The following is a 20,189-nucleotide window of genomic DNA, read 5'->3' as shown; positions in this document are numbered from 1 at the left end:
TCCAATGTCTGCCAAATTATCGGTCAATCTCAACGCTGTTGCGATGCTGCGGAACCGGCGCGATTTGCCATGGCCAAGCGTTACCGGTTTGGGCCGTGCCGCGCTTGCCGCTGGGGCTGCGGGGTTGACGGTGCATCCGCGCCCGGACCAGCGTCACATCCGGTTTTCCGATCTCGGCGAAATCCGCGCTTTGATCGATGACGAATTTCCGCAGGCGGAGTTCAACATTGAAGGCTTTCCAAGTGAGGCATTTCTCGATCTCGTGGAAAAGCATCAGCCTGAGCAGGTGACGCTTGTGCCTGACGATCCGACACAGGCGACGTCTGACCACGGATGGGATTTCGTGTCGAAGTCCGATTTTCTCGCGCCGATAGTCGCTCGCCTCAAAGCGGGTGGAATGAGGGTGTCGTTGTTCGCCGATCCTGATCCGCTGGGTTACGAACGCGCAAAGGCTATCGGAGCGGACCGGGTGGAACTCTATACGGGTCCCTACGGCGCCACTTATGATAACCCGGCTGCGGCAGCGCGTGAACTGGGTCGTCTGGAAAAGGCTGCAAATGTTGCCGCTGCGTTGGGATTGGCTATTAATGCGGGGCATGATCTGACAGTAGACAACCTGCCTGCGCTGGTTAAACATGTTCCACAATTGAGCGAAGTTTCCATCGGGCACGGATTGACAGCCGATGCCCTGATGTACGGGATGCCGACGACGGTAAGCCGTTATATCGCGGCCTTGAGATAGTTTTGATCAATGCGCTTCATGCATAGCTACGATCGGAGCTTTGCAAAAAGCGCATTTGCATTCGGATGCGACAAGCTATAGGCGTCCGCCACTATTCAGACGCGTTTGGGGGCGCGCGCGATCGTATGAGGGAAGCATTGAAGCAGTTCTCCGACGCCTGCCTTGCGCGCTGCGGCAATTGCAATGCTGTTGCAGTCGTGCTGATTGCCGTGTTCAGTCGACGGCGCGACCATGATTAAAGCTGGTCGGGGCAAGGCTCGGCAGCAATGCCGCAATTCGCAACTTTTTGCGAATACGCTCATTATCTCAATTCGATCCCAGTAACTCCAGCCAGAACGTTTTCAGGAAGTTGCGAGGTGCCTGCATATGAGCGGCGAGCTAAATGGCAATGACACGCCGATACAGGCTGCGGTGCCTGCAATCGGTGTTCCTGAGGGCGTCGCTTTTGCGGAAGATGCCGCGCAGCATAATGAGAGCATGAAGACGCTGGTGCTGGGAGCGCTGGGCGTCGTCTATGGCGACATCGGCACCAGCCCTATCTATGCTTTTCGTGAAGCGCTTCATGCGGCGGCAAGCGACGGCATTCTTGCCCGCAGCGATATTCTGGGCGTCGTTTCGCTGATTTTCTGGGCGCTGACGCTGGTTGTTACTGTCAAATATGTGTTGTTTGTTCTGCGCGCCGACAACAATGGCGAAGGCGGCATTCTTTCGCTGATGGCTCTTGTCAGAAGTGCGTTGAAAGGCAGGCCGGACCTGATCCTGGGGGTTGGCATCTGCGGTGCGGCACTGTTTTTCGGTGATGCGGTCATCACGCCCGCCATATCGGTCCTTTCGGCAATGGAAGGCCTGGAAATCGTCGCTCCCGATCTGACGCCTTTCGTGGTCCCCATAACCGTCGTTATTCTCGTAACGCTGTTTTCTGTACAGAAATTGGGCACCGGAAAGGTTGCCATCGTCTTCGGACCGATCATGGCATTGTGGTTTCTGGCGCTCGGCGCATCGGGTCTCTGGCATATTTTCGACGATCCGACCGTTATGGTAGCGCTCAACCCCTATTATGCGGTGCGCTTTCTTGCGGTCAGTCCCGGCATCGCCTTCATCACCGTTGGTGCGGTGTTTCTCGCCATGACCGGTGCCGAAGCCCTTTACGCCGATCTAGGCCATTTTGGGCGCAAGCCCATTGTCCGTGCGTGGCTCTGGGTCGTGTTCCCGTGCCTGCTGCTCAATTATTTCGGGCAGGCTGCGTTCATTCTCTCACATGGTGAAGCGGCTGCGCTGCCGTTCTTCCAGATGATGCCTAGCTTTGCGCTCCTGCCCATGGTCTTGCTGGCAACCGCTGCAACAGTGATAGCAAGCCAGGCGGTTATTACCGGGGCCTATTCCGTGGCGCGTCAGGCCGTTCAACTCAACATCCTTCCGCGCCTCGAAATTCAGCACACCTCGGAAAAGCTGCACGGCCAGATCTATATTCCGCGTGTCAATCTGCTTCTGGGGCTGGCGGTGGTCATTCTGGTGCTGGGCTTCGAGAAATCCAGCAATCTGGCGGCTGCATATGGCATTGCCGTCACCGGCAACATGCTGGTCACGACGGTTCTGCTCTATATCGTGATGACCCGTATCTGGAACTGGCGTGTGAGCCGCGCCCTGCCGATTATTGTTGGCTTCCTTATCATCGACATCATGTTTTTCAGCGCGAACATCATCAAGGTTCACGAAGGAGGGTGGGCGTCAATTAGTATCGCGGTGGTGCTCGTCCTCATCATGTGGACCTGGGTGCGCGGAACGCGTCACCTTTTTCACAAGACCCGCAAGGCCGAAGTCCCGCTTGATCTCATCGTTCAGCAGATGACCAAGCGTCCGCCGACCATCGTGCCGGGTACGGCTGTTTTTCTGACAGGCGACCCCAAAAGCGCTCCGACCGCCCTCATGCACAGCCTGAAACACTACAAGGTTCTGCACGAAAACAATGTCATACTGACGGTTGTGACCGCATCGAAGCCATGGGTTTCAAGCGCCGACCGCGCACGTGTTTCGCAATATAATGAGCGTTTCATGCAGGTGACGCTTACTTTCGGCTATATGCAGCAACCGAATATCCCCCGCGCGCTTGGCATTTGTCGCAAGCTCGGCTGGAAATTCGACATCATGACCACGTCCTTCTTCCTGTCGCGCCGGTCGCTCAAGGCTTCCGCTCATTCCGGCCTGCCACTCTGGCAGGACAAGCTGTTCATCCTGCTCGCGCGAACGGCATCGGATGCAACCGAATATTTCCAGATTCCCACCGGCCGAGTCGTCGAGATTGGAACGCAGGTAAACCTTTAGCCCGCACAATCTCCGCTGACCTCGAAAATCGAAAAGCGCTCTCCGGCCCCCTATATCCGGAGGGCGCTTTTTTGCGTGACCAGCGCGCCGAAATTGGGAGTGTGCGTTTCCGGAATTTGTGAAAACATGCTTGACCATTGGCGGAACAATATTTATGAAATGAGAACCGTACCGTACGGTACAAATTGGAGGAAAGAGTTCCGTGACCGATACAGGCGACGAATTGCAGGTTCTTTCGCCGCGTCAGAACGACGTTCTGGAGCAGGCTTTGCGCCTTCTGGTGGAGGGCGGGGACCGTGCTTTGACGACGGCGAGTATTGCACGTGCCGCCAACTGCTCGAAAGAAAGCCTCTACAAGTGGTTTGGGGATCGCGACGGCCTGCTGACAGCGATGGTGCGATGGCAGGCATCCAAGGTGCGCGTCGTGCCGCTGACGCGCGAGAAACTCGACGCGGAGTCGCTGTTTTCCAGTCTGGAACATTTCGCGCGCGACTGGCTGTTGGTGTTGTCGGGAAAGACCTCGATTGCCCTCAATCGCCTTGCGGTGAGCCATGCAGCGTCCGCTAAATCCGCATTGGGCGATATCGTTCTGGCCAACGGCCCCGTGGCCATGGCCAAGCGCCTCAAGCCCATTCTGCATATGGGGCAGGAGGCAGGTTTGCTGGCCTTCGACGATATCGATGAGGCATTTCGCACGTTTTTCGGGCTCGTCGTCCGGGACATGCAAATACGGTTGCTGCTTGGTGACCGTCTGGAGTTGACTGATGACGTGGTTATCCGGGATGCCCGGCGGGCCACCAAGCAGTTTTTCGCCCTTTACGGGGCCTAGCCATCGGTGGACGCAAGAAAGCCGAAAGAACAATCTGAACGAAGGGAATAAGGAAATGCGCGTTTATTACGATCGGGATGCAGACGTTAACCTGATCAAGTCCAAGAAGGTGGTTATCGTCGGTTATGGCAGCCAGGGCCGCGCCCATGCGCTCAACCTCAAGGATTCCGGTGCGGCTAATGTGCGTGTGGCCCTTCGTGAAGGTTCCGCGACTGCGAAGAAGGCGCAGGCTGACGGCTTCGAAGTGATGAACGTTGCCGACGCCGCCAAGTGGGCCGATCTCATGATGATGGCAACCCCTGACGAACTGCAGGCCGACATCTACAAGGAACATATTCACGACAATCTTCGTGATGGTGCCGCCATCGCTTTCGCCCACGGCCTCAATGTACATTTCGGCCTCATTGAGCCGAAGAAGTCGGTTGACGTCGTCATGATCGCACCGAAGGGCCCGGGCCATACGGTTCGCGGCGAATACCAGAAGGGCGGCGGCGTTCCCTGCCTTATCGCCATTCATCAGGACGCCTCGGGCAACGCTCACGATCTGGCGCTCTCCTATGCTTCGGGCGTCGGCGGCGGCCGTTCGGGCGTCATCGAAACCACCTTCAAGGAAGAGTGCGAAACCGACCTGTTCGGCGAACAGGCCGTTCTCTGCGGCGGCGTGGTCGAACTGATCCGCACCGGTTTTGAAGTTCTGGTGGAAGCTGGCTATGCGCCCGAAATGGCTTATTTCGAGTGCCTGCACGAAATGAAGCTGATCGTGGACCTGATCTACGAAGGCGGCATTGCCAACATGAACTACTCGATCTCGAATACGGCTGAGTGGGGTGAATATGTGACTGGCCCACGCATCATCACTGCTGAAACCAAGGCCGAAATGAAGCGCGTTCTGAAGGACATTCAGACGGGCAAGTTCACCTCGGACTGGATGCAGGAGTGGAAGGCCGGCGCTGCCCGCTTCAAGGGTATCCGTCGCATGAACGACGCTCACCAGATCGAAGAAGTTGGCGGCAAGCTGCGCGCAATGATGCCGTGGATCGAAAAGAACAAGCTGGTCGACAAGGCTCGCAACTAAGAGACTTCAGCTCCATTATCCAATCAAGGGGGCGTTTTGTGCGCCCCCTTAATAGTTGGCGCCTCGGGGCGGCTTGTCGTTCGTTGCGAACGAAAAGAACTCAAATTCAGCGCCAGCTTTTTCGTTTCATGCACTTAACGGCCCAAAACAATTCCGAATATCTTTATTCCATAGAAGCATGGGAAAAGCTGTTCTCGTCTGCTGAAAAGTGCGCTAGAGCTTCACATCCAATAGCCAGGTTCCGAGGAGACTTCGCTATTACAAGTTCCGTAAAATGTACGGATAGTCTAATTGAGGAGATTTCCCGTGTTGGACTGGGAAAATGTATTTGCAACGCGCTCGAAACGTATGCGCGCATCGGAAATCCGCGAACTTCTGAAGCTTCTGGAACGCCCCGATATTATTTCGTTTGCGGGCGGAATTCCTGATCCGGCGCTTTTCCCGCATGAAGAATTCCAGGCAGCCTATAAGGATATTCTTACCGGCCCCGAAGCCAATGCAGCGCTGCAATATTCCATTTCGGAAGGCTACAAGCCGCTGCGTAGCTGGCTTGTTGGTGAACTCGCCAAGATCGGCATTCCCTGCACGGAAGACAATGTGTTCATCACATCGGGTTCGCAGCAGGCGCTCGATTATCTCGGTAAGCTGTTCCTGTCGCCTGCCGATACGGCGCTCGTGACCGCCCCGACCTATCTCGGCGCGCTTCAGGCTTTCAACGCATATGAGCCGAATTACGACATCCTGGCGATCAAGGGCAATCGCACACCGGAATCCTATGCGCAGGCAGCGGAAAAAGCTGGCGGTCAGGTGAAGTTCGCTTATCTCTCTGCCGATTTCAGCAATCCGACCGGCGAAACCGTCGATCTTGCTGGCCGCGAGAAATTGCTCGCGCAGGCGGATGAACTCGACATTCCGGTGATCGAAGATGCAGCCTACCAGTATCTTCGCTACAATGGTGATGCGATTTCGCCAATCCTGGCGCTCGACATTGCCCGTAAGGGCGGCGATATCGAGAAAACCCGTACGATCTATTGCGGCTCCTTCTCCAAGACACTGGCGCCGGGTTTGCGTGTCGGCTATGTGGTGGCGTCGAAGCCGGTCATTCGCAAGCTTGTTCTGATGAAGCAGGCAGCGGATCTTCACTCTTCCACGATCAACCAGATCGCTATCCAACGCGTTGCCAGCGGTGGCTTCGATGCGCAGGTGGCGAAATTGCATCGGGTGTATAAGCATCGTCGGGACAAGATGCTCGAGGCGCTGGCGAAATATATGCCGGAAACCACGAGCTGGACGAAGCCGGAGGGCGGCATGTTCGTCTGGGTCACATTGCCGGAAGGCATGGATGGCGCGGCCCTTCTTGCGGCATCTATCGATAGCGAGAAAGTCGCATTCGTTCCGGGCCGGGCGTTCTTCGCCGATGGCAGCGGAGCCAATACGCTGCGTCTCAGCTATTCCTGTGCCAATGACGAGATGATTGATGAAGGCATCAAGCGGCTTGGTCGCCTGATACGCGCTCACACAAAATCTGCCGCTGCCTGATCAGCGTAAAAGCCGGGCTCTGACCCGGCTTTTCAGTTATTGGAAGGGGGAATTGCAGCCTGTTCTCGGACCGGTCAATGGCTGATACGTATTGTCAGAGGTTCGATAGCTGCGATAACGGTTCGAGCACCACTGGATATGGTTGATGCTTGGTTGCGCACCTGGGGTTGGCGGCTGCATTGTGCGACGATATTGCAGGGGATCACCGTTCTTGTAATTCAATACGCCGTGCTCGGTAATATATGTTCCGCTTTCCCCGCAAAGCGTTGAGCCGTAGCAATTGCGGGCGCTCGGATCAGTGCGGTTGGCGCCAGCCTGACCGCCGATAATCAACGGGCCGCTCGGCTTTAGTGAGGGGAGATACTGGCTGTTGCGAAGTTCCACGGCGGAGCCCGCGCTTGCAATGCCGGTGACAAAAAGTCCGGTCAGTATCGTCAGACGCAGTATTTTTCCCATCGTCCAGGCTCGCTTGAGTTTCAAATCCCCCGGTATATGGGGATACTCTATGTCAAAATCACGGTATCGGCAGAAATTTATCGGTTTCGGAATTCATTCTCTTGCCAATTGCCCGGCAAGCGGAGAGATTGCGCAGGCATGTTTACAATAGCTACCTTCAATGTCGAAAACCTGATGCGCCGGTTCGATTTTTCCGGCTTTCGCAATGAATTGCATCAGGATCGCACCTTGCAACTGTTTGAAATCAGCGACGAGGCGCAGTATCGCCTCCTCGAGCAGGCTCGTGCCATCGCGCATGCTGACGACACGCGCCAGATGACGGCTCTGGCCATCGCCGAAACGCGGGCCGATATTCTTTGCTTGCAGGAAGTGGACAATCTTGCTGCGCTCAATGCCTTTGAGTATGGCTATCTTTTCAAGATGATAGGCCATGGCTTCCGGCATAAATATCTGATTGACGGAAACGACAGCCGTGGCATCGATGTTGCCGTTATGATGCGCGACACCACACGGGACGGCCAGCCCATTGAGGTTGATGAGGTCACAAGCTACGCCTACGTGACCTATAATGATTTCGGTCTTTACGAGCCCGCCCTTGGCGAGCTTGGGCTTGAGCCCCACGACCGCATTTTCAAGCGGGACTGCCTGAATGTGGACATCCGCATTGCCGGAAAGCCGCTATCGCTATTCGTGACGCATCTGAAATCGATGACAGGCGCGCGTAACGGCTTTGATGGGCGGACATCCTCTTTGCCGGTGCGTCGCGCGGAAGCGCGGGCTGTACGCCGCATCCTTGAAGACAAGTTCGGCCCCGCCAATGTCGCCGAGCGTCGCTGGCTTATTTGCGGTGACTTCAATGACTATCGTGAGCGGATCGTCATCGGGGGCGATGAATGGAACGGCTACCAGTTTACCCCCATGGCCGAAGAAGAAAGTGCGCTGGACGTGCTTCTGGGGGATGGATTTGCAGTGAACCTGGTCGAACGCCGCCCCATCATGGATCGCTGGACGCTATATCACACGCGCGGGCCGCAAGAGCGTCATCTTTGCCAGCTCGACTACATCATGGCTTCGCCTTCATTTGCGAAGAAAAACGAGAAGGCGGTTCCGAACATTATCCGGCGGGGGCAGCCATGGCGTACGATCTTTCCGCCGGAACAGCAGATAGACCGCTATCCCCGGACCGGATGGGATCGTCCGAAAGCAAGCGATCATTGTCCGGTTGCAGTGACACTTAATATGGTTTGAACGATGAAAAACATCCGGGAGAACACCGTCCATATAATCGGCCGTGCGGATGTGCGTGTGCTGCCCGGTCCTTTGCCATATGCCGTGAAAAATAGCGAAGCGATTGCGTCGAACTGGACGAAAGAGCGGGCTGCGAACCCGACCTTGTTCGATGGTGAGTTTTACCTCGCGCCGCAAGCCGAATTGACGGACGGTCTGTTCAAAGCCGGTTTCATGCGCACCAGTTTCGCGACGTTGATGTACTGGCGACGTGACATGTCGCAAGAGCGTCCGTGGCACATTTTCGGCGTCGGTGTGATCGTCTCCGGCGAAGGGCATCTGATCGCAGGCCGCATGAGTGCGCAAAATGCGGGAGCAGGAAAGGTTTATTTTCCGGCAGGCTCAATCGACGATAACGACATTGTCGACGGATATGTTGATTATGATGCCAATCGCTGGCGGGAGGTTCGGGAGGAAACCGGTCTCGACCTTCACGAGGCCAAAGCGGAGCAGCAAATCAATCTCGTGACCGGCAACCGCAGCATTGCGCTTTTCCGCCGTTATTATTTTGATGCACCATCCACGGAGCTGGTGTCGCGGATCGAACAACATTTGTCTGAAGAGGCCGAGCCGGAACTGTCAGAGATCATGCCGGTGAAGGCAGCAGGGGCAATGGGCGAGGCTACGCCGACTTATGTGCGGGCCTTCGCAGACTGGCATTTCAACAATCGCTAAAACTTGGTCAGACTTGCAGATGACAGCGCCGGGAAATTGTCTATGCTCGCAGATAACGCGCAACGCGAAGCATCGGAGTGAACTCGCTTTTGCAATCTGTCTTGTAAGTATGTCGTGGGGAGAATGAGGGATGAGTGAAGCCGCTGTTTCCGGCAGATTTTACGAGGTTTTCGACGTTTTCGCCGACAAGGCTCTGGCTGGAAATCCGCTGGCTGTGGTTCATGATAGCGAGGGTTTGAACGATACGCGCATGCAGGCTATCGCGCGCGAGTTCAATCTCTCTGAAACGGTGTTCATTTTCCCGCCAAGCAATCCGGCGCATGAAGCCTCGGTGCGTATCTTCACGCCTGATTATGAGCTTCCCTTTGCCGGGCATCCGACAGTGGGCGCAGCCGTGTCGTTGGCCCGGCGCCGCAAGACGGGAGACGAGACGGACAGGCTCGTCGCTCTGGAAGAGAAGGTCGGCATTGTTCGTTGTGGCGTCATACTAGGCGAGAACAGCGCTTTTGCCGAATTCGATCTGCCCCGGCTGCCGGAGCAGCTTGACGTGAAGGTCGAGAAGGAAGAGGCCGCCGCTGCGATTGGTCTCGGTACACATGAGATCGGATTTGAGAACCACGTGCCAGCCGTATGGAGCGCGGGCACGCCTTATCTGCTCGTGCCGGTGCATAATCTGATTGCAGCGGCGAAAGTGTCCATCGATCCGGTTTATGTCAACGAAAGCCTGCCGCACGTCGACGGCCGGCCCTTGCCGATTTATGTCTATTGCCGGGAAACGATTTTGTTCGATAGCAATTTCCATGCACGTATGTTTGTAACGGGGGCGAATGTCTACGAAGACCCCGCTACCGGTTCTGCGGCCGCAGCCTTTGCAGGCATGATTCAGAAGAACGACAAACCCGTTGATGGCAGTTCGCAGTGGTGGATCGAGCAAGGCATGGAGATGGGGCGACCTTCACGGATTCGCCTGGAACTGGACGTTGCCAAACAGCAGCTTACGGGTGCCCGGATCGGCGGGACCGCAGTCAAGATCGCGGAAGGGCGCCTCTTCGTCTGACAAGATCACCGCGCCTTGCGATTTGATTACGGTCAAAGTCGGAACGCTGCCCTATGTTAACCTGTCGACTGACGAGCGAATGGCGGAGGCGTGTACCATGATGATCAGGGAAATGTCGCAATACGATGTCCGGAACATGATACAGCACACCCAACTGGGGAGGCTGGCTTATGTTTTCGACAATCGCCCGTATATTGTACCATTAAGTTTCCGGTTCAGCGGCGGTTCACTTTACTGTTTTACGACCGAGGGTCATAAAACCGACGCCTTGCGCAAGAACGACGCGGTTTGCATTCTTTTCGACCATATTGAATCCCGGACCAACTGGCGCACCGTAGTGCTGAACGGTCGATATCGTGAAATCGAACATGAAGACGAGAAAAACTCGATCGTCGCGCTCATGGCTTCGGAGCCAACCTGGTGGGAACCCGCATATACAAAAACAGTTGCGAACGACGGGCACGAACGCAAACTGACGCCCATCTTTTTTCGGGTCGATATCGAAAGCGCGACAGGTCACCAGACCGGTTGAAACGAACGGTCGCAAGAGCATTTCCAACTTAAAGTGAAGCGTTGAAAATGCTCTATTTTCGAGCCGTTTCGATTTTCTAAGTTACTTTACCACCAGAACCGGCGTGTTGCCGCGGGTCAGGACTTCATAGGTCTGGCTGCCGAGAAGCATGCCTTTCAATCCGCGACGGCCATGGGATGCCATGACGATGAGATCGCTCCCCAGCTCCTTGGCCGTTTCGATGATGGATGTCGCGGGATGCGGGGCGACCTCATGGAGCGTATGAACTTCGACTTCCGCTTCCTTTGCCAATTCGCGCGCGCGGGCGAGGGATTTGTCGGCGTATTCGTTCCATTCCTGTTCGAACCGCTCAATGAAAGCAGGGCTGTCAGTCCACCCGCCAGGAAGTCCGGAAACGGAATAGGGGGCGGTTACAGTGAGCACCGTCACCTTCGCGCCAATGCTGCGCGCCAGTTTAAATGCATGGACGAGCCCGCGTTCCGCAAATTCCGAGCCATCGGTCGTGACGAGAATATTCTTGTACATGCTGCCCTCGCTGTTGGTTTTCCATCTTTAACCTAATGTTTTAAACAGCCATATCAAACCCCTTGCCTGACAAAGTTGTTTAGATGGAACGAATTCATGCCCCTCGATTGTGACGCATTCCATGCCAGCTGGGTAGCGACAGTCCTCAATCTCGATTGGCCGTCGCGCGGTTCGTCCCGGATCGAGGACGATGCTGAACGCATAAAGCGCCAGAAACTGGAACTGGCCAGGCTTTTCGACGAGGCATCCGAGCATGGCATCAATGCCGTCATTTTCCAGGTCTCGCCTGCTGCCGATGCATTCTATCAATCAGCCTATTTGCCATGGTCGTCCTATCTGACGGGAACGCTCGGCAAAGATCCGGGTTTCGACCCGCTGAAATTCGCTATTCAGGAAGCGCATAAGCGCGGCATAGAACTGCATGCATGGCTGAACCCGTATCGCGTTTCGATGGATACAAAGCCGTCTACCCGCAAGGAGTTGCGAAACTCATCGAAAGAATCTCCGCCCAGTGTTTATAAAACCCACCCTGATTGGGTTGGCGTATCGGCAGACCGTTATGTTCTTGATCCCGGCATTCCGGCGGTCCGCGAATGGGTGACGAATATTACAGCAGAGGTCGTGCAGAAATATAATGTCGATGGCATTCAGTTCGATGATTATTTCTACTACGAAACTGCATCGTCAAAACTCGATGACGATAAATCCTTTGCGCAGTTCGGCACGCATTTCTCGGATAAATATGAATGGCGTCGCTATAATACCTATACGCTGGTGCGGCAGATTTCAGACAAGATAAAATCAATCAAACCGAATGTTCGCTTCGGCATCAGTCCGAGCGGCGTATGGCGCAATGCAGCAGACGATCCGCGCGGTTCTGCAACCCGCGCCGGAAAAACCAATTACGATGGAGATTTCGCCGACACCCGGCGCTGGGTGAAAGAAGGGATGATCGATTATATCGCGCCGCAGATTTACTGGTCCTTTGGCCGGAAGGACGCGTCCTACGGAACGATCGCCAAATGGTGGGCAGGGACGGTTCGTGGGACGAAAACCGATCTTTACATCGGCATGGCACTTTATCGAGCCGGTTCCGGTACGGCGCTTGAGCCCGGATGGCAGGCTGGCAACGGCGTGACGGAAATCAAGCGTCAGCTTGAACTCAACGATTCCCTGCCTGAAGTGAAGGGAAGCATCCTATTCCGCCAAGGGTTCCTCTCCGAGCCGAAGCTGGGAGCCGTCTCGAACTACCTGAAGAAGACATGGGGTAAATGCAGGCCAGGAAAAAACTGACTGCGAAAAGCGACGGGGCCACGGAATTGCTTCTTCTTTGATTGAAATCAAAGAGCTGCGTTTCAGCGGGTGCTAACTAGCCATCGTTGCCGGTTTCCACCAGAGCTGGCAACCCGGGGTGCCGAGGCCCTACTTGAAAGGCACCCCGGCTAAATCAATCTGTCGAGCGCATGAGCGCGATCTTCTGCAACGTCGCTTGTCGGCAGCCAGCGGGTGCTGTCGGCGTTGCTCCCCTCTGTTTCATCAAATCAGCACCCGCGTCTTCAACGATATCAACGTTTTGACTGTTCTTGATCCTAATCAAGGCGAACGATTTCTGCGATGGCTAGAGCAGGCCCGACAGGTCGTTTGCGATTTTGGATCGCTTCTCCCAATTCATCGGTTGCTAAATGAGAAGGTCGTTCCATATTCTGAAAGGGTTCTGGCCGATGCCAGAGGCAAGGCGGGGGCACTGAAACCCCTTGCAGACAGCGACCGCTTGCCGGTGCTTCGTTCGAAGACGGTATTGCAACGACGATGGCAATGAGGGTGTTTCTTCATGGTTTTCAACCAAAAGCAATGGATACTGGCTGGCGTGCTCATCGCCCTTGCAGTAGGCGGATACTATGCCTGGAAAACGTTGAACGGCAATGGTTTGCCGGAAGGCATTGCCAGCGGCAATGGCCGCATAGAGGCGGTGGAAATCGATATTTCGACAAAGAGTCCGGGACGTATCCGCGAAATACTCGTCGATGAGGGCGATTTCGTGCAAGCAAATGATGTCCTTGCGCGCATGGACACGGATCAGTTGGAAAGCCAGCTTAAACAAGCGGAAGCGCAATTGCGCCGGGCGGAAATAGGTATCGATACGGCGCGCAGCCTTGTTACGCAGCGGGAAGCCGAACACACGGCTGCCGAAGCGACCGTGGCTCAGCGAGAAGCGCAGCTCGATGCAGCGCAACGCCGTCTGGCTCGATCCCAGCAGTTGACGCAGTCGCGCACGGTTTCGCAACAGGTTCTTGACGATGACCGCGCAACCGCGCAAGGCGCAGAGGCGGCTGTCGGTGCAGCCAGAGCGCAGCTTGCCGCTACGGAAGCCGCCATAGGCGCCGCAAAGGCGCAGGTCATCGATGCCGAGGCATCGGTAGAGGCTGCCAGGGCGGCTATCGCCAGCATTCAGGCAGATATCAACGATGCCACCTTGAGGGCGCCGAAACCGGGACGTGTGCAGTATCGGGTCGCCCAGCCGGGCGAGGTGCTTTCCGCCGGTGGCCGGGTGCTCAACCTTGTCGATGTCAGTGACGTATATATGACCTTCTTCCTGCCGACCGCCCAGGCAGGACGTGTCGCCATTGGCGCCGACGCCCGGATCGTTCTCGATGCGGCGCCGCAATATGTCATTCCAGCGAAAATCAATTTCGTCGCGGATGTGGCCCAGTTTACGCCGAAGACCGTTGAAACCGAAGAAGAGCGCCAGAAGCTGATGTTCCGCGTGAAGGCGAAGATTCCGCAAGAACTGCTTCAAAAATATATCCAGCAGGTAAAAACAGGCTTGCCGGGCATGGCTTATGTCAAGCTCGATCCCAATGCGGAGTGGCCAAAGCATCTTGCGGAAACTGTGAAATGAATGATGCTTCGGTCAAAGCTGGCGCCAATAACGACAGCTTTGTCGTCCGGGCGCAAGGCGTGGAGCTATCCTACGGGCAAACCCGTGCGCTTCGCGACGTCAACCTTGATATTCCCGCCGGTCGGATGGTTGGGCTGATCGGGCCTGACGGGGTGGGCAAATCGAGCCTGTTATCGCTGATCGCTGGCGCCCGGACGGTTCAGCAGGGCCATATTGAAGTGCTGGATGGCGATATTTCCGACAAGCGGCACCTTCAGTCTGCCTATCCGCGCATCGCCTATATGCCTCAAGGCTTGGGAAAGAACCTTTATCCGACGCTTTCAGTGTTCGAGAATATCGATTTTTTCGGGCGGTTATTCGGACATAATCGAAAAGAGCGGGAGCGGCGCATTGCCGATCTTCTGGCGCGCACCGGAATGTCGCCATTTGCTGATCGTCCGGCTGGCAAGCTGTCGGGCGGCATGAAGCAGAAGACCAGCCTCTGTTGCTCGCTTATCCATGATCCCGACCTGCTCATACTCGATGAGCCGACGACCGGCGTTGACCCTCTGTCTCGTCGCCAGTTCTGGGAGCTGATCGACGATATCCGCAAGGATCGTCCCGGAATGAGCGTCATCGTCGCCACGGCCTATATGGAAGAGGCCGAGCGTTTCGACTGGCTTGTAGCCATGAATGATGGGCAGATTCTGGCAACGGGCACGCCGCAGGAGTTGCTTCAGCGAACCGGCACCCCCAATCTCGATGCAGCGTTTATCGCACTTCTTCCGGAAGAATTGCGGAAAGGACATCACGATATCGAAATCCCAAAGCGCGAATTTGGCGGCGATGCCGAAATCGCAATCGAGGCGCAAAACGTCACTGTCCGTTTCGGTAATTTCACGGCGGTGAATGACGTGAGTTTTCGAATTCCGCGCGGCGAAATTTTCGGTTTTCTGGGCTCCAACGGTTGTGGCAAGACCACGACCATGAAGGTCCTGACCGGGCTGCTGCCTGCCAGTGAGGGAACGGCGCGGCTATTCGGTCGTGAGGTCGACCCGAAGGATATCGATATACGCCGCCACGTCGGATACATGTCGCAGGCGTTCTCACTTTACTCGGAATTGACCGTTCGCCAGAATCTGGAGCTTCACGCCAAGCTGTTCGACATGGCGTCCGACCTGACGGAACGCCGCATCAGGGAATTGACAGAACGCTTTGATCTTACCGAGGTCATGGATTCCTTGCCCGACGCACTGCCGCTCGGCATTCGCCAGCGTTTGTCGCTGGCTGTGGCTTTGATCCATTCGCCCGATATTCTTATTCTCGATGAGCCGACATCCGGCGTCGATCCGGTCGCGCGTGACGCCTTCTGGCAAATCCTTGCCGATTTGTCGCGCAAGGACAACGTCACTATCTTCGTTTCTACCCATTTCATGAACGAAGCGGAACTCTGCGACCGCATTTCGCTGATGCATGCTGGCAAGGTGCTGATTAGCGATACGCCGAAGGCGATTACCGAAAGTCGCCAGGCGGAAACTCTGGAGGAGGCCTTCGTGGCCTATCTGCAGGATGCGATTGGCGAAACAGAACAGCTCGCGCAGTCGCCCGCAGCACTGCCGCTTGAAGTGTCAGGGGCAGACGAACCGCATCCAAAGCAGGCTTCAAGCTGGTTGCCGGACCTGCGACGGATGCTGGCCTATACGCGGCGCGAGTCGCTGGAATTGAGGCGCGATCCGATCCGCGCGACACTCGCTATACTCGGTAGCGTTATCCTGATGTTCGTCATTGGCTATGGCATCAATATGGACGTGGAGAACCTGAAATTCGCAGTCCTCGACCGGGACGATACGACGATCAGCCGGAATTACGTCCAGCAGATTGCGGGTTCGCGCTATTTCTCCGAACAAGCTCCGATAACCGATTATAATGATCTCGACCGGCGAATGCGCGAGGGGGAGATCAGCTTGGCCCTCGAAATTCCGCCGAATTTCGGGGCAGACGTCACGCGTGGACGCCCGGTGGAAATTGCGGCATGGATCGACGGCGCGATGCCCTCCCGCGCGGAGACAATCAAAGGCTATGTCCAGGGCATGCACGCCACCTGGCTGGCACAGAAGGCGCGTGAACTTTATGGTCGCGCGGCAACTGCTGGCAGTTTCAATCTGGAAATACGCTATCGTTACAATCCCGATGTGCAAAGCCTCGTGGCCATGGTGCCGGCAGTCATTCCGCTTCTGCTGCTCATGATCCCGGCGATGCTGGCGGTGCTAAGTGTGGTCCGGGAAAAAGAACTTGGTTCGATTATCAATTTCTATGTGACGCCGGTCACGAAATTCGAGTTTCTGTTCGGCAAGCAATTGCCGTATATCGGACTGGCGTTCCTCAACTTCCTGATGCTGACCGCCTTCGCAGTCTTCATTTTCAGGGTGCCGTTCACCGGTAGCTTCCCTACCTATGCACTGGCGGCGTTGCTCTATGTCACGATCGCGACCGGAATGGGGCTGGTGCTGTCCACCTTCATGAGCAGCCAGATAGCGGCAATATTCGGCACAGCGCTGCTGACGCTCATTCCGGCGGTGCAATATTCCGGCATTATTGATCCTGTGTCGTCGCTGCAAGGTGCGGGCGCTTTCATCGGCAAAATCTATCCGGCGACCCATTTCGTAACCATATCGCGCGGGGTTTTCTCCAAGGCGCTGGGGTTTGCCGATCTCGCAAGTTCGTTTCTGCCCTTGTTGATAGCTGTGCCGGTGCTCATGGCGCTCGCCATCGTTCTTCTCAAGAAACAGGCGGGCTAAGATGCGGATATCCAACATAGTCCAGCTCGGCGTGAAGGAACTACGCGGTCTCGCGCGCGACCCGATGTTGCTGATCCTTATCGTCTATGCTTTTACACTTGCAATCTATACGGCGTCCAAGGCGATGCCTGAAGCTCTCAACAATGCGGCGATAGCGATTGTCGATGAGGATCAATCACCGATTTCAAGCCGGATCACGACCGCGTTCTATCCGCCATATTTTGTGCCTCCGAGGCTGATTTCATCCTACGAAATGGATGCCCGTATGGATGAAGGGCTCGATACGTTTGCGCTGAACATACCACCCAACTTCCAGCGCGATCTTCTGGCAGGACGTTCGCCGACAATTCAGCTCAATGTCGATGCGACCCGCATGAGCCAGGCCTTTACCGGCGGCGGCTATGTGCAGTTGATCGTATCGAGCGAGGTGAGCGAGTTTCTCAATCGTTATCGCGGCAGCGCCCAGACGCCCGTCGAACTCAATCTCAGGGCGAGGTTCAATCAGGATTTGAACAAGGGTTGGTTCGGGGCCATCAACAATGTCATTTCGTCGGTCACGATGCTGTCGATCATTCTGACCGGCGCAGCCCTTATTCGGGAACGCGAACACGGAACCATAGAACATCTGCTGGTCATGCCGGTCACGCCCGTCGAAATCATGGTGAGCAAGATATGGTCCATGGGGCTGGTCGTGCTGATTGCTTCAGCCTTTGCCCTGATTGTGATGGTACAGGGACTGCTCGCCGTTCCCATCTATGGGTCGGTGACGCTGTTCCTCGTCGGGGCGGCGCTGCAGCTTTTCGCAACCACCAGCCTTGGTATATTCTTGGCGACGGCGGCCGGTTCCATGCCGCAGTTTGGAATGCTGCTGATGTTGGTGCTTCTACCGTTGCAAGTGCTTTCAGGGGGCACAACACCCCGTGAAAGCATGCCGGAGATCATCCAGACAATCATGCTGGCTGCGCCGAATACGCACTTCGTCATATTGGCGCAGTCGATCCTGTTTCGCGGCGCAGGGCTGAGCGTCGTCTGGCCGCAATTTCTGGCATTGATCGTCATTGGTTCTGTGCTGTTCTACTTCGCGCTACAGCGTTTCCGTGCGTTCCTGCGATAGAAAACTCTTTGAAATCAGGAGGCTTGTCCCATTTCTTGCCGATGTGATTCAGTTTGTGCCTTGGATTGCGCAGCGTAGGAGTTGCGAATCCTTAACCATGTTGCTATCGCAATCATCAGGAAACGGTTCCGCTGTTCAGGCGGATGAAAAGGGAACACGGTGAAGCCATTCTGGCTGATGCCGCGACTGCCCCCGCAACTGTAACCGGAGAGCTATCCTCCACAGCCGCGCAAGCGGTGAAAGCCACTGAAAGCAAACGTGCGATCGGGAAGGCGGAGGGAAGGCGATGACCCGGAAGTCAGGAGACCTGCCGTATCCGGTCACCCATGCTTGGATACGGGGTGTGTCCAGGCGCGGCTGTCCGTGGCGGTGACATTGTCGAAATGTTGCCGTCAGGACGAAGGGCGATTCACGCCACTATCTCTTCAACCTGCGGTGAGAGGAAAAGCCGGTTATCGGTTTCCGGTGCTGGCGGGTTGAGGAAAAATGCATCTTTTGAAATCATCGGTTCTGTTGCTATCGGCCAGTGTTCTTTCCCTGCCGTCCGAGGCGTTTGCGCAAAACCTGCCGGACAGTGATGGCAGCATCGTCCTTGATACAATCGTGGTCACGCCGTTACGGCGTGCGTCTTCGCTGCAGCGCTCCACCTCGTCAGTGACTGTGATCGATTCCGGAGACATCGAGCGGTCGGCGGCCCCCGATCTGCAATCGCTGTTGAAGTCCTATAGCGGTATCTCCATTAAGACAAATGGAGGGCAGGGGTCATCTTCAGATATTTACCTCCGAGGCATGTCTTCCAAGCAAACCGTCGTTCTCATCAACGGCGTGCGCACGGCTTCGGCCACCACGGGTGCGACTGCGCTTGCGAACATCCCGTTGAGTTCTATCGACCGCATCGAGATCGCCAAGGGCGCTCATTCGGCCCAATATGGGGCCGACGCCATGGGCGGAGTAGTCAATATCATCACCAAGCAGGGTGGTGCCTGTGGCGAACGCTCCTGGTGCCGAAGTCTTGCTACCGGTGTCAGCCATCCATGGGGCAGCTATGCCTCCGGTTCCGTTCAGGGGCGCAGCAACGCTGGTGTCGATTATGCATTCGGTGCTGCCATAACCGGCACGCAAGGATATGACTTCACCACGGCGGATGCGTACGGCCATGAGCCGGATCGCGATGGATTTTTGCAGGGCTCTTTCAACTTTGCACTGTCGAAGGATTTCGACTGGGGTAAAATTTATGCGGACGGTCTCTTCAGCCGGGGACGCAACCAGTATGACGCCAAAGCGCCATCGCCGAACCAGGCCGACAGCACCGCATTTACCGGCAAGCTCGGAACCCGCATCGATCATTCGGCGGACTGGTCGTCAACACTGGAGTTCAGCACCGGTATCGACAACGCCCGTAATTTCCGCAAAGGCGTGAACGGATCTGATCGGTTTGAAACCAAGCGTTATGGAATATTTGCGTCGACCGAAAAGAGTTTCGATACCGGCAATGTCAATCATATCGTGACCGTCGGCGTGGAGGCCTATCGCGAGGAGATCAATACCACTATTGCCTATGATGAAACCAGCCGTGATCTGGCTGCGATATTCGGTCAATACTCGCTGGAATATGAGGCGTTGCGATTGGATGGCGGGTTGCGTTACGACCACAATGGGCAGTTCGGCGATATCCTGACCTATAATCTCGGTACGAGCTATGAAGTTCTGCCGGATTTGGTTTTGCGGTCATCCTATGCCACGGGTTTCCGGGCGCCGACTTTCAACGAACTTTATTATCCGGGTTTCGCCAATCCCGACCTTCGACCGGAAAAGTCCCGTTCGTATGAACTTGGCTTAAACTGGCAGGCAACCGCCTCTACAAGCCTTGATATGGCATTCTACCAGACATGGTTGCGCGACGCGATCATGAGTACGGCGCCATCCTATCTGCCTTACAATATCGCCAGTGCGAAAGTTACCGGATTCGAAGCCACGCTGGCGCATCGTTTCAATGATCGTTGGGGTGCCAAAGGCTCGATGGACTTGAAGCTGCCTATTGATGAAGACACCGGAAATGACCTTCCTTACCGCGAACGTTTCAAGGCGGCCGCTGAGGTCAACTTCACGCCGATTGAAAAGCTCGACCTGACTGCAAGGCTGATTTATGGCGGCTCACGCTATGCCGATGCTGCGAATAGCAAGAAGCTGGGAGACTACGTGACCGCCGATTTCGTGGCACTCTATGCCATCGACAGTCAATCGCAGTTGAAGTTCTCGGTCGAGAATATCTTTGACAAGGACTATCAGACCAGCTCTGGCTATATTGCGCCGGGACGTACGATCAATGTCGGATTGACCCGGAATTTCTGAGGCTTGAC

The 20,189-nt window shown here is 55.8% G+C and carries 16 protein-coding genes and 1 riboswitch; of the genes, 14 read left to right on the top strand and 2 right to left on the bottom strand.

All coding sequences use genetic code 11. The features are described from left to right. The first annotated feature begins 4 nt into the window (after window positions 1–4). The 5 genes from F9K78_RS00525 (at window position 5) to F9K78_RS00505 (ending at window position 6,507) form a co-directional block, all read left to right on the top strand. On the top strand, window positions 5–742 hold the full coding sequence (locus F9K78_RS00525) for a pyridoxine 5'-phosphate synthase (RefSeq protein WP_121982195.1): 738 nt from the start codon (window positions 5–7) through the stop codon (window positions 740–742). 366 nt (window positions 743–1,108) lie between these two features. After that, entirely contained in the window at window positions 1,109–3,064 is a 1,956-nt protein-coding gene (locus tag F9K78_RS00520; protein WP_121985050.1) for a potassium transporter Kup, read from the top strand. A 202-nt stretch (window positions 3,065–3,266) separates the two neighbouring features. Next, window positions 3,267–3,893, top strand: a complete 627-nt coding sequence (locus tag F9K78_RS00515; protein WP_121982197.1) for a TetR/AcrR family transcriptional regulator — start codon at window positions 3,267–3,269, stop codon at window positions 3,891–3,893. 55 nt (window positions 3,894–3,948) lie between these two features. Beyond that, on the top strand, window positions 3,949–4,968 hold the full coding sequence (ilvC, locus tag F9K78_RS00510; protein WP_006467168.1) for a ketol-acid reductoisomerase: 1,020 nt from the start codon (window positions 3,949–3,951) through the stop codon (window positions 4,966–4,968). A gap of 306 nt (window positions 4,969–5,274) precedes the next feature. After that, window positions 5,275–6,507, top strand: coding sequence for an aminotransferase-like domain-containing protein (locus F9K78_RS00505; protein ID WP_121982198.1), 1,233 nt, complete (start codon window positions 5,275–5,277; stop codon window positions 6,505–6,507). A 36-nt stretch (window positions 6,508–6,543) separates the two neighbouring features. Here F9K78_RS00505 and F9K78_RS00500 read toward each other — a convergent pair whose 3' ends face one another. Further along, window positions 6,544–6,963 (bottom strand): BA14K family protein, encoded by a 420-nt coding sequence (locus F9K78_RS00500; protein WP_121982199.1) that lies wholly within the window; start codon window positions 6,961–6,963, stop codon window positions 6,544–6,546. Between the two features lie 138 nt (window positions 6,964–7,101). Here F9K78_RS00500 and F9K78_RS00495 point away from each other — a divergent pair, with 138 nt between their 5' ends. The 4 genes from F9K78_RS00495 to F9K78_RS00480 all read left to right on the top strand — a co-directional run bounded on the left by F9K78_RS00495 (window position 7,102) and on the right by F9K78_RS00480 (window position 10,514). Continuing rightward, on the top strand, window positions 7,102–8,211 hold the full coding sequence (locus F9K78_RS00495; RefSeq protein WP_121982200.1) for an endonuclease/exonuclease/phosphatase family protein: 1,110 nt from the start codon (window positions 7,102–7,104) through the stop codon (window positions 8,209–8,211). Window positions 8,212–8,214: 3 nt separating this feature from the next. Continuing rightward, window positions 8,215–8,925 carry an NUDIX hydrolase gene (locus tag F9K78_RS00490; protein WP_121982201.1) on the top strand — a complete coding sequence of 237 codons (711 nt, stop codon included), beginning with the start codon at window positions 8,215–8,217 and terminating at the stop codon, window positions 8,923–8,925. A gap of 130 nt (window positions 8,926–9,055) precedes the next feature. Continuing rightward, entirely contained in the window at window positions 9,056–9,982 is a 927-nt protein-coding gene (locus tag F9K78_RS00485; RefSeq protein WP_121985052.1) for a PhzF family phenazine biosynthesis protein, read from the top strand. Between the two features lie 97 nt (window positions 9,983–10,079). Next, the gene (locus F9K78_RS00480) at window positions 10,080–10,514 is read left to right on the top strand and encodes a pyridoxamine 5'-phosphate oxidase family protein (RefSeq protein ID WP_121982203.1); all 435 of its coding nucleotides are present in this window, start codon (window positions 10,080–10,082) and stop codon (window positions 10,512–10,514) included. Window positions 10,515–10,595: 81 nt separating this feature from the next. On the opposite strand, the gene F9K78_RS00475 is transcribed toward F9K78_RS00480, so the two are convergent. After that, window positions 10,596–11,039, bottom strand: a complete 444-nt coding sequence (locus F9K78_RS00475) for a universal stress protein (RefSeq protein WP_121982204.1) — start codon at window positions 11,037–11,039, stop codon at window positions 10,596–10,598. Window positions 11,040–11,135: 96 nt separating this feature from the next. Between F9K78_RS00475 and F9K78_RS00470 the strand changes: the two genes are divergently transcribed. From F9K78_RS00470 to F9K78_RS00450, 5 genes are all read left to right on the top strand, one after another. Next, window positions 11,136–12,332, top strand: a complete 1,197-nt coding sequence (locus F9K78_RS00470) for a glycoside hydrolase family 10 protein (protein ID WP_121982205.1) — start codon at window positions 11,136–11,138, stop codon at window positions 12,330–12,332. A gap of 538 nt (window positions 12,333–12,870) precedes the next feature. Then, on the top strand, window positions 12,871–13,938 hold the full coding sequence (locus tag F9K78_RS00465) for an HlyD family secretion protein (RefSeq protein WP_121982206.1): 1,068 nt from the start codon (window positions 12,871–12,873) through the stop codon (window positions 13,936–13,938). Further along, complete coding sequence (gene rbbA / locus F9K78_RS00460) at window positions 13,935–16,715, top strand: ribosome-associated ATPase/putative transporter RbbA (RefSeq protein WP_121982207.1); 2,781 nt, start codon at window positions 13,935–13,937, stop codon at window positions 16,713–16,715. The genes F9K78_RS00465 and rbbA overlap by 4 nt, the downstream gene beginning before the upstream one ends. 1 nt (window position 16,716) lies before the next feature. Continuing rightward, window positions 16,717–17,829, top strand: a complete 1,113-nt coding sequence (locus tag F9K78_RS00455; RefSeq protein WP_121982208.1) for an ABC transporter permease — start codon at window positions 16,717–16,719, stop codon at window positions 17,827–17,829. A 106-nt stretch (window positions 17,830–17,935) separates the two neighbouring features. Further along, window positions 17,936–18,158: riboswitch (cobalamin riboswitch) on the top strand. A 157-nt stretch (window positions 18,159–18,315) separates the two neighbouring features. Further along, entirely contained in the window at window positions 18,316–20,181 is a 1,866-nt protein-coding gene (locus tag F9K78_RS00450; RefSeq protein ID WP_121985054.1) for a TonB-dependent receptor domain-containing protein, read from the top strand. Window positions 20,182–20,189 lie beyond the last annotated feature (8 nt).

The organism is Brucella pseudintermedia (genome assembly GCF_008932435.1).
Classification (GTDB): domain Bacteria; phylum Pseudomonadota; class Alphaproteobacteria; order Rhizobiales; family Rhizobiaceae; genus Brucella; species Brucella pseudintermedia.
The sequence above is the reverse complement of the archived record's forward strand: the minus strand, read 5'-3'. Positions and strand labels throughout refer to the sequence as shown.

Bases quoted from the DNA above. Each gene is read 5' to 3' on its own strand.
- F9K78_RS00525 (WP_121982195.1), top strand. From the start codon at position 5: ATGTCTGCCAAATTATCGGTCAATCTCAACGCTGTTGCGATGCTGCGG.
- F9K78_RS00520 (WP_121985050.1), top strand. From the start codon at position 1,109: ATGAGCGGCGAGCTAAATGGCAATGACACGCCGATACAGGCTGCGGTG.
- ilvC (WP_006467168.1), top strand. From the start codon at position 3,949: ATGCGCGTTTATTACGATCGGGATGCAGACGTTAACCTGATCAAGTCC.
- F9K78_RS00500 (WP_121982199.1), bottom strand. From the start codon at position 6,963: ATGGGAAAAATACTGCGTCTGACGATACTGACCGGACTTTTTGTCACC.
- F9K78_RS00495 (WP_121982200.1), top strand. From the start codon at position 7,102: ATGTTTACAATAGCTACCTTCAATGTCGAAAACCTGATGCGCCGGTTC.
- F9K78_RS00490 (WP_121982201.1), top strand. From the start codon at position 8,215: ATGAAAAACATCCGGGAGAACACCGTCCATATAATCGGCCGTGCGGAT.
- F9K78_RS00485 (WP_121985052.1), top strand. From the start codon at position 9,056: ATGAGTGAAGCCGCTGTTTCCGGCAGATTTTACGAGGTTTTCGACGTT.
- F9K78_RS00480 (WP_121982203.1), top strand. From the start codon at position 10,080: ATGATGATCAGGGAAATGTCGCAATACGATGTCCGGAACATGATACAG.
- F9K78_RS00475 (WP_121982204.1), bottom strand. From the start codon at position 11,039: ATGTACAAGAATATTCTCGTCACGACCGATGGCTCGGAATTTGCGGAA.
- F9K78_RS00470 (WP_121982205.1), top strand. From the start codon at position 11,136: ATGCCCCTCGATTGTGACGCATTCCATGCCAGCTGGGTAGCGACAGTC.
- F9K78_RS00465 (WP_121982206.1), top strand. From the start codon at position 12,871: ATGGTTTTCAACCAAAAGCAATGGATACTGGCTGGCGTGCTCATCGCC.
- rbbA (WP_121982207.1), top strand. From the start codon at position 13,935: ATGAATGATGCTTCGGTCAAAGCTGGCGCCAATAACGACAGCTTTGTC.
- F9K78_RS00455 (WP_121982208.1), top strand. From the start codon at position 16,717: ATGCGGATATCCAACATAGTCCAGCTCGGCGTGAAGGAACTACGCGGT.
- F9K78_RS00450 (WP_121985054.1), top strand. From the start codon at position 18,316: ATGCATCTTTTGAAATCATCGGTTCTGTTGCTATCGGCCAGTGTTCTT.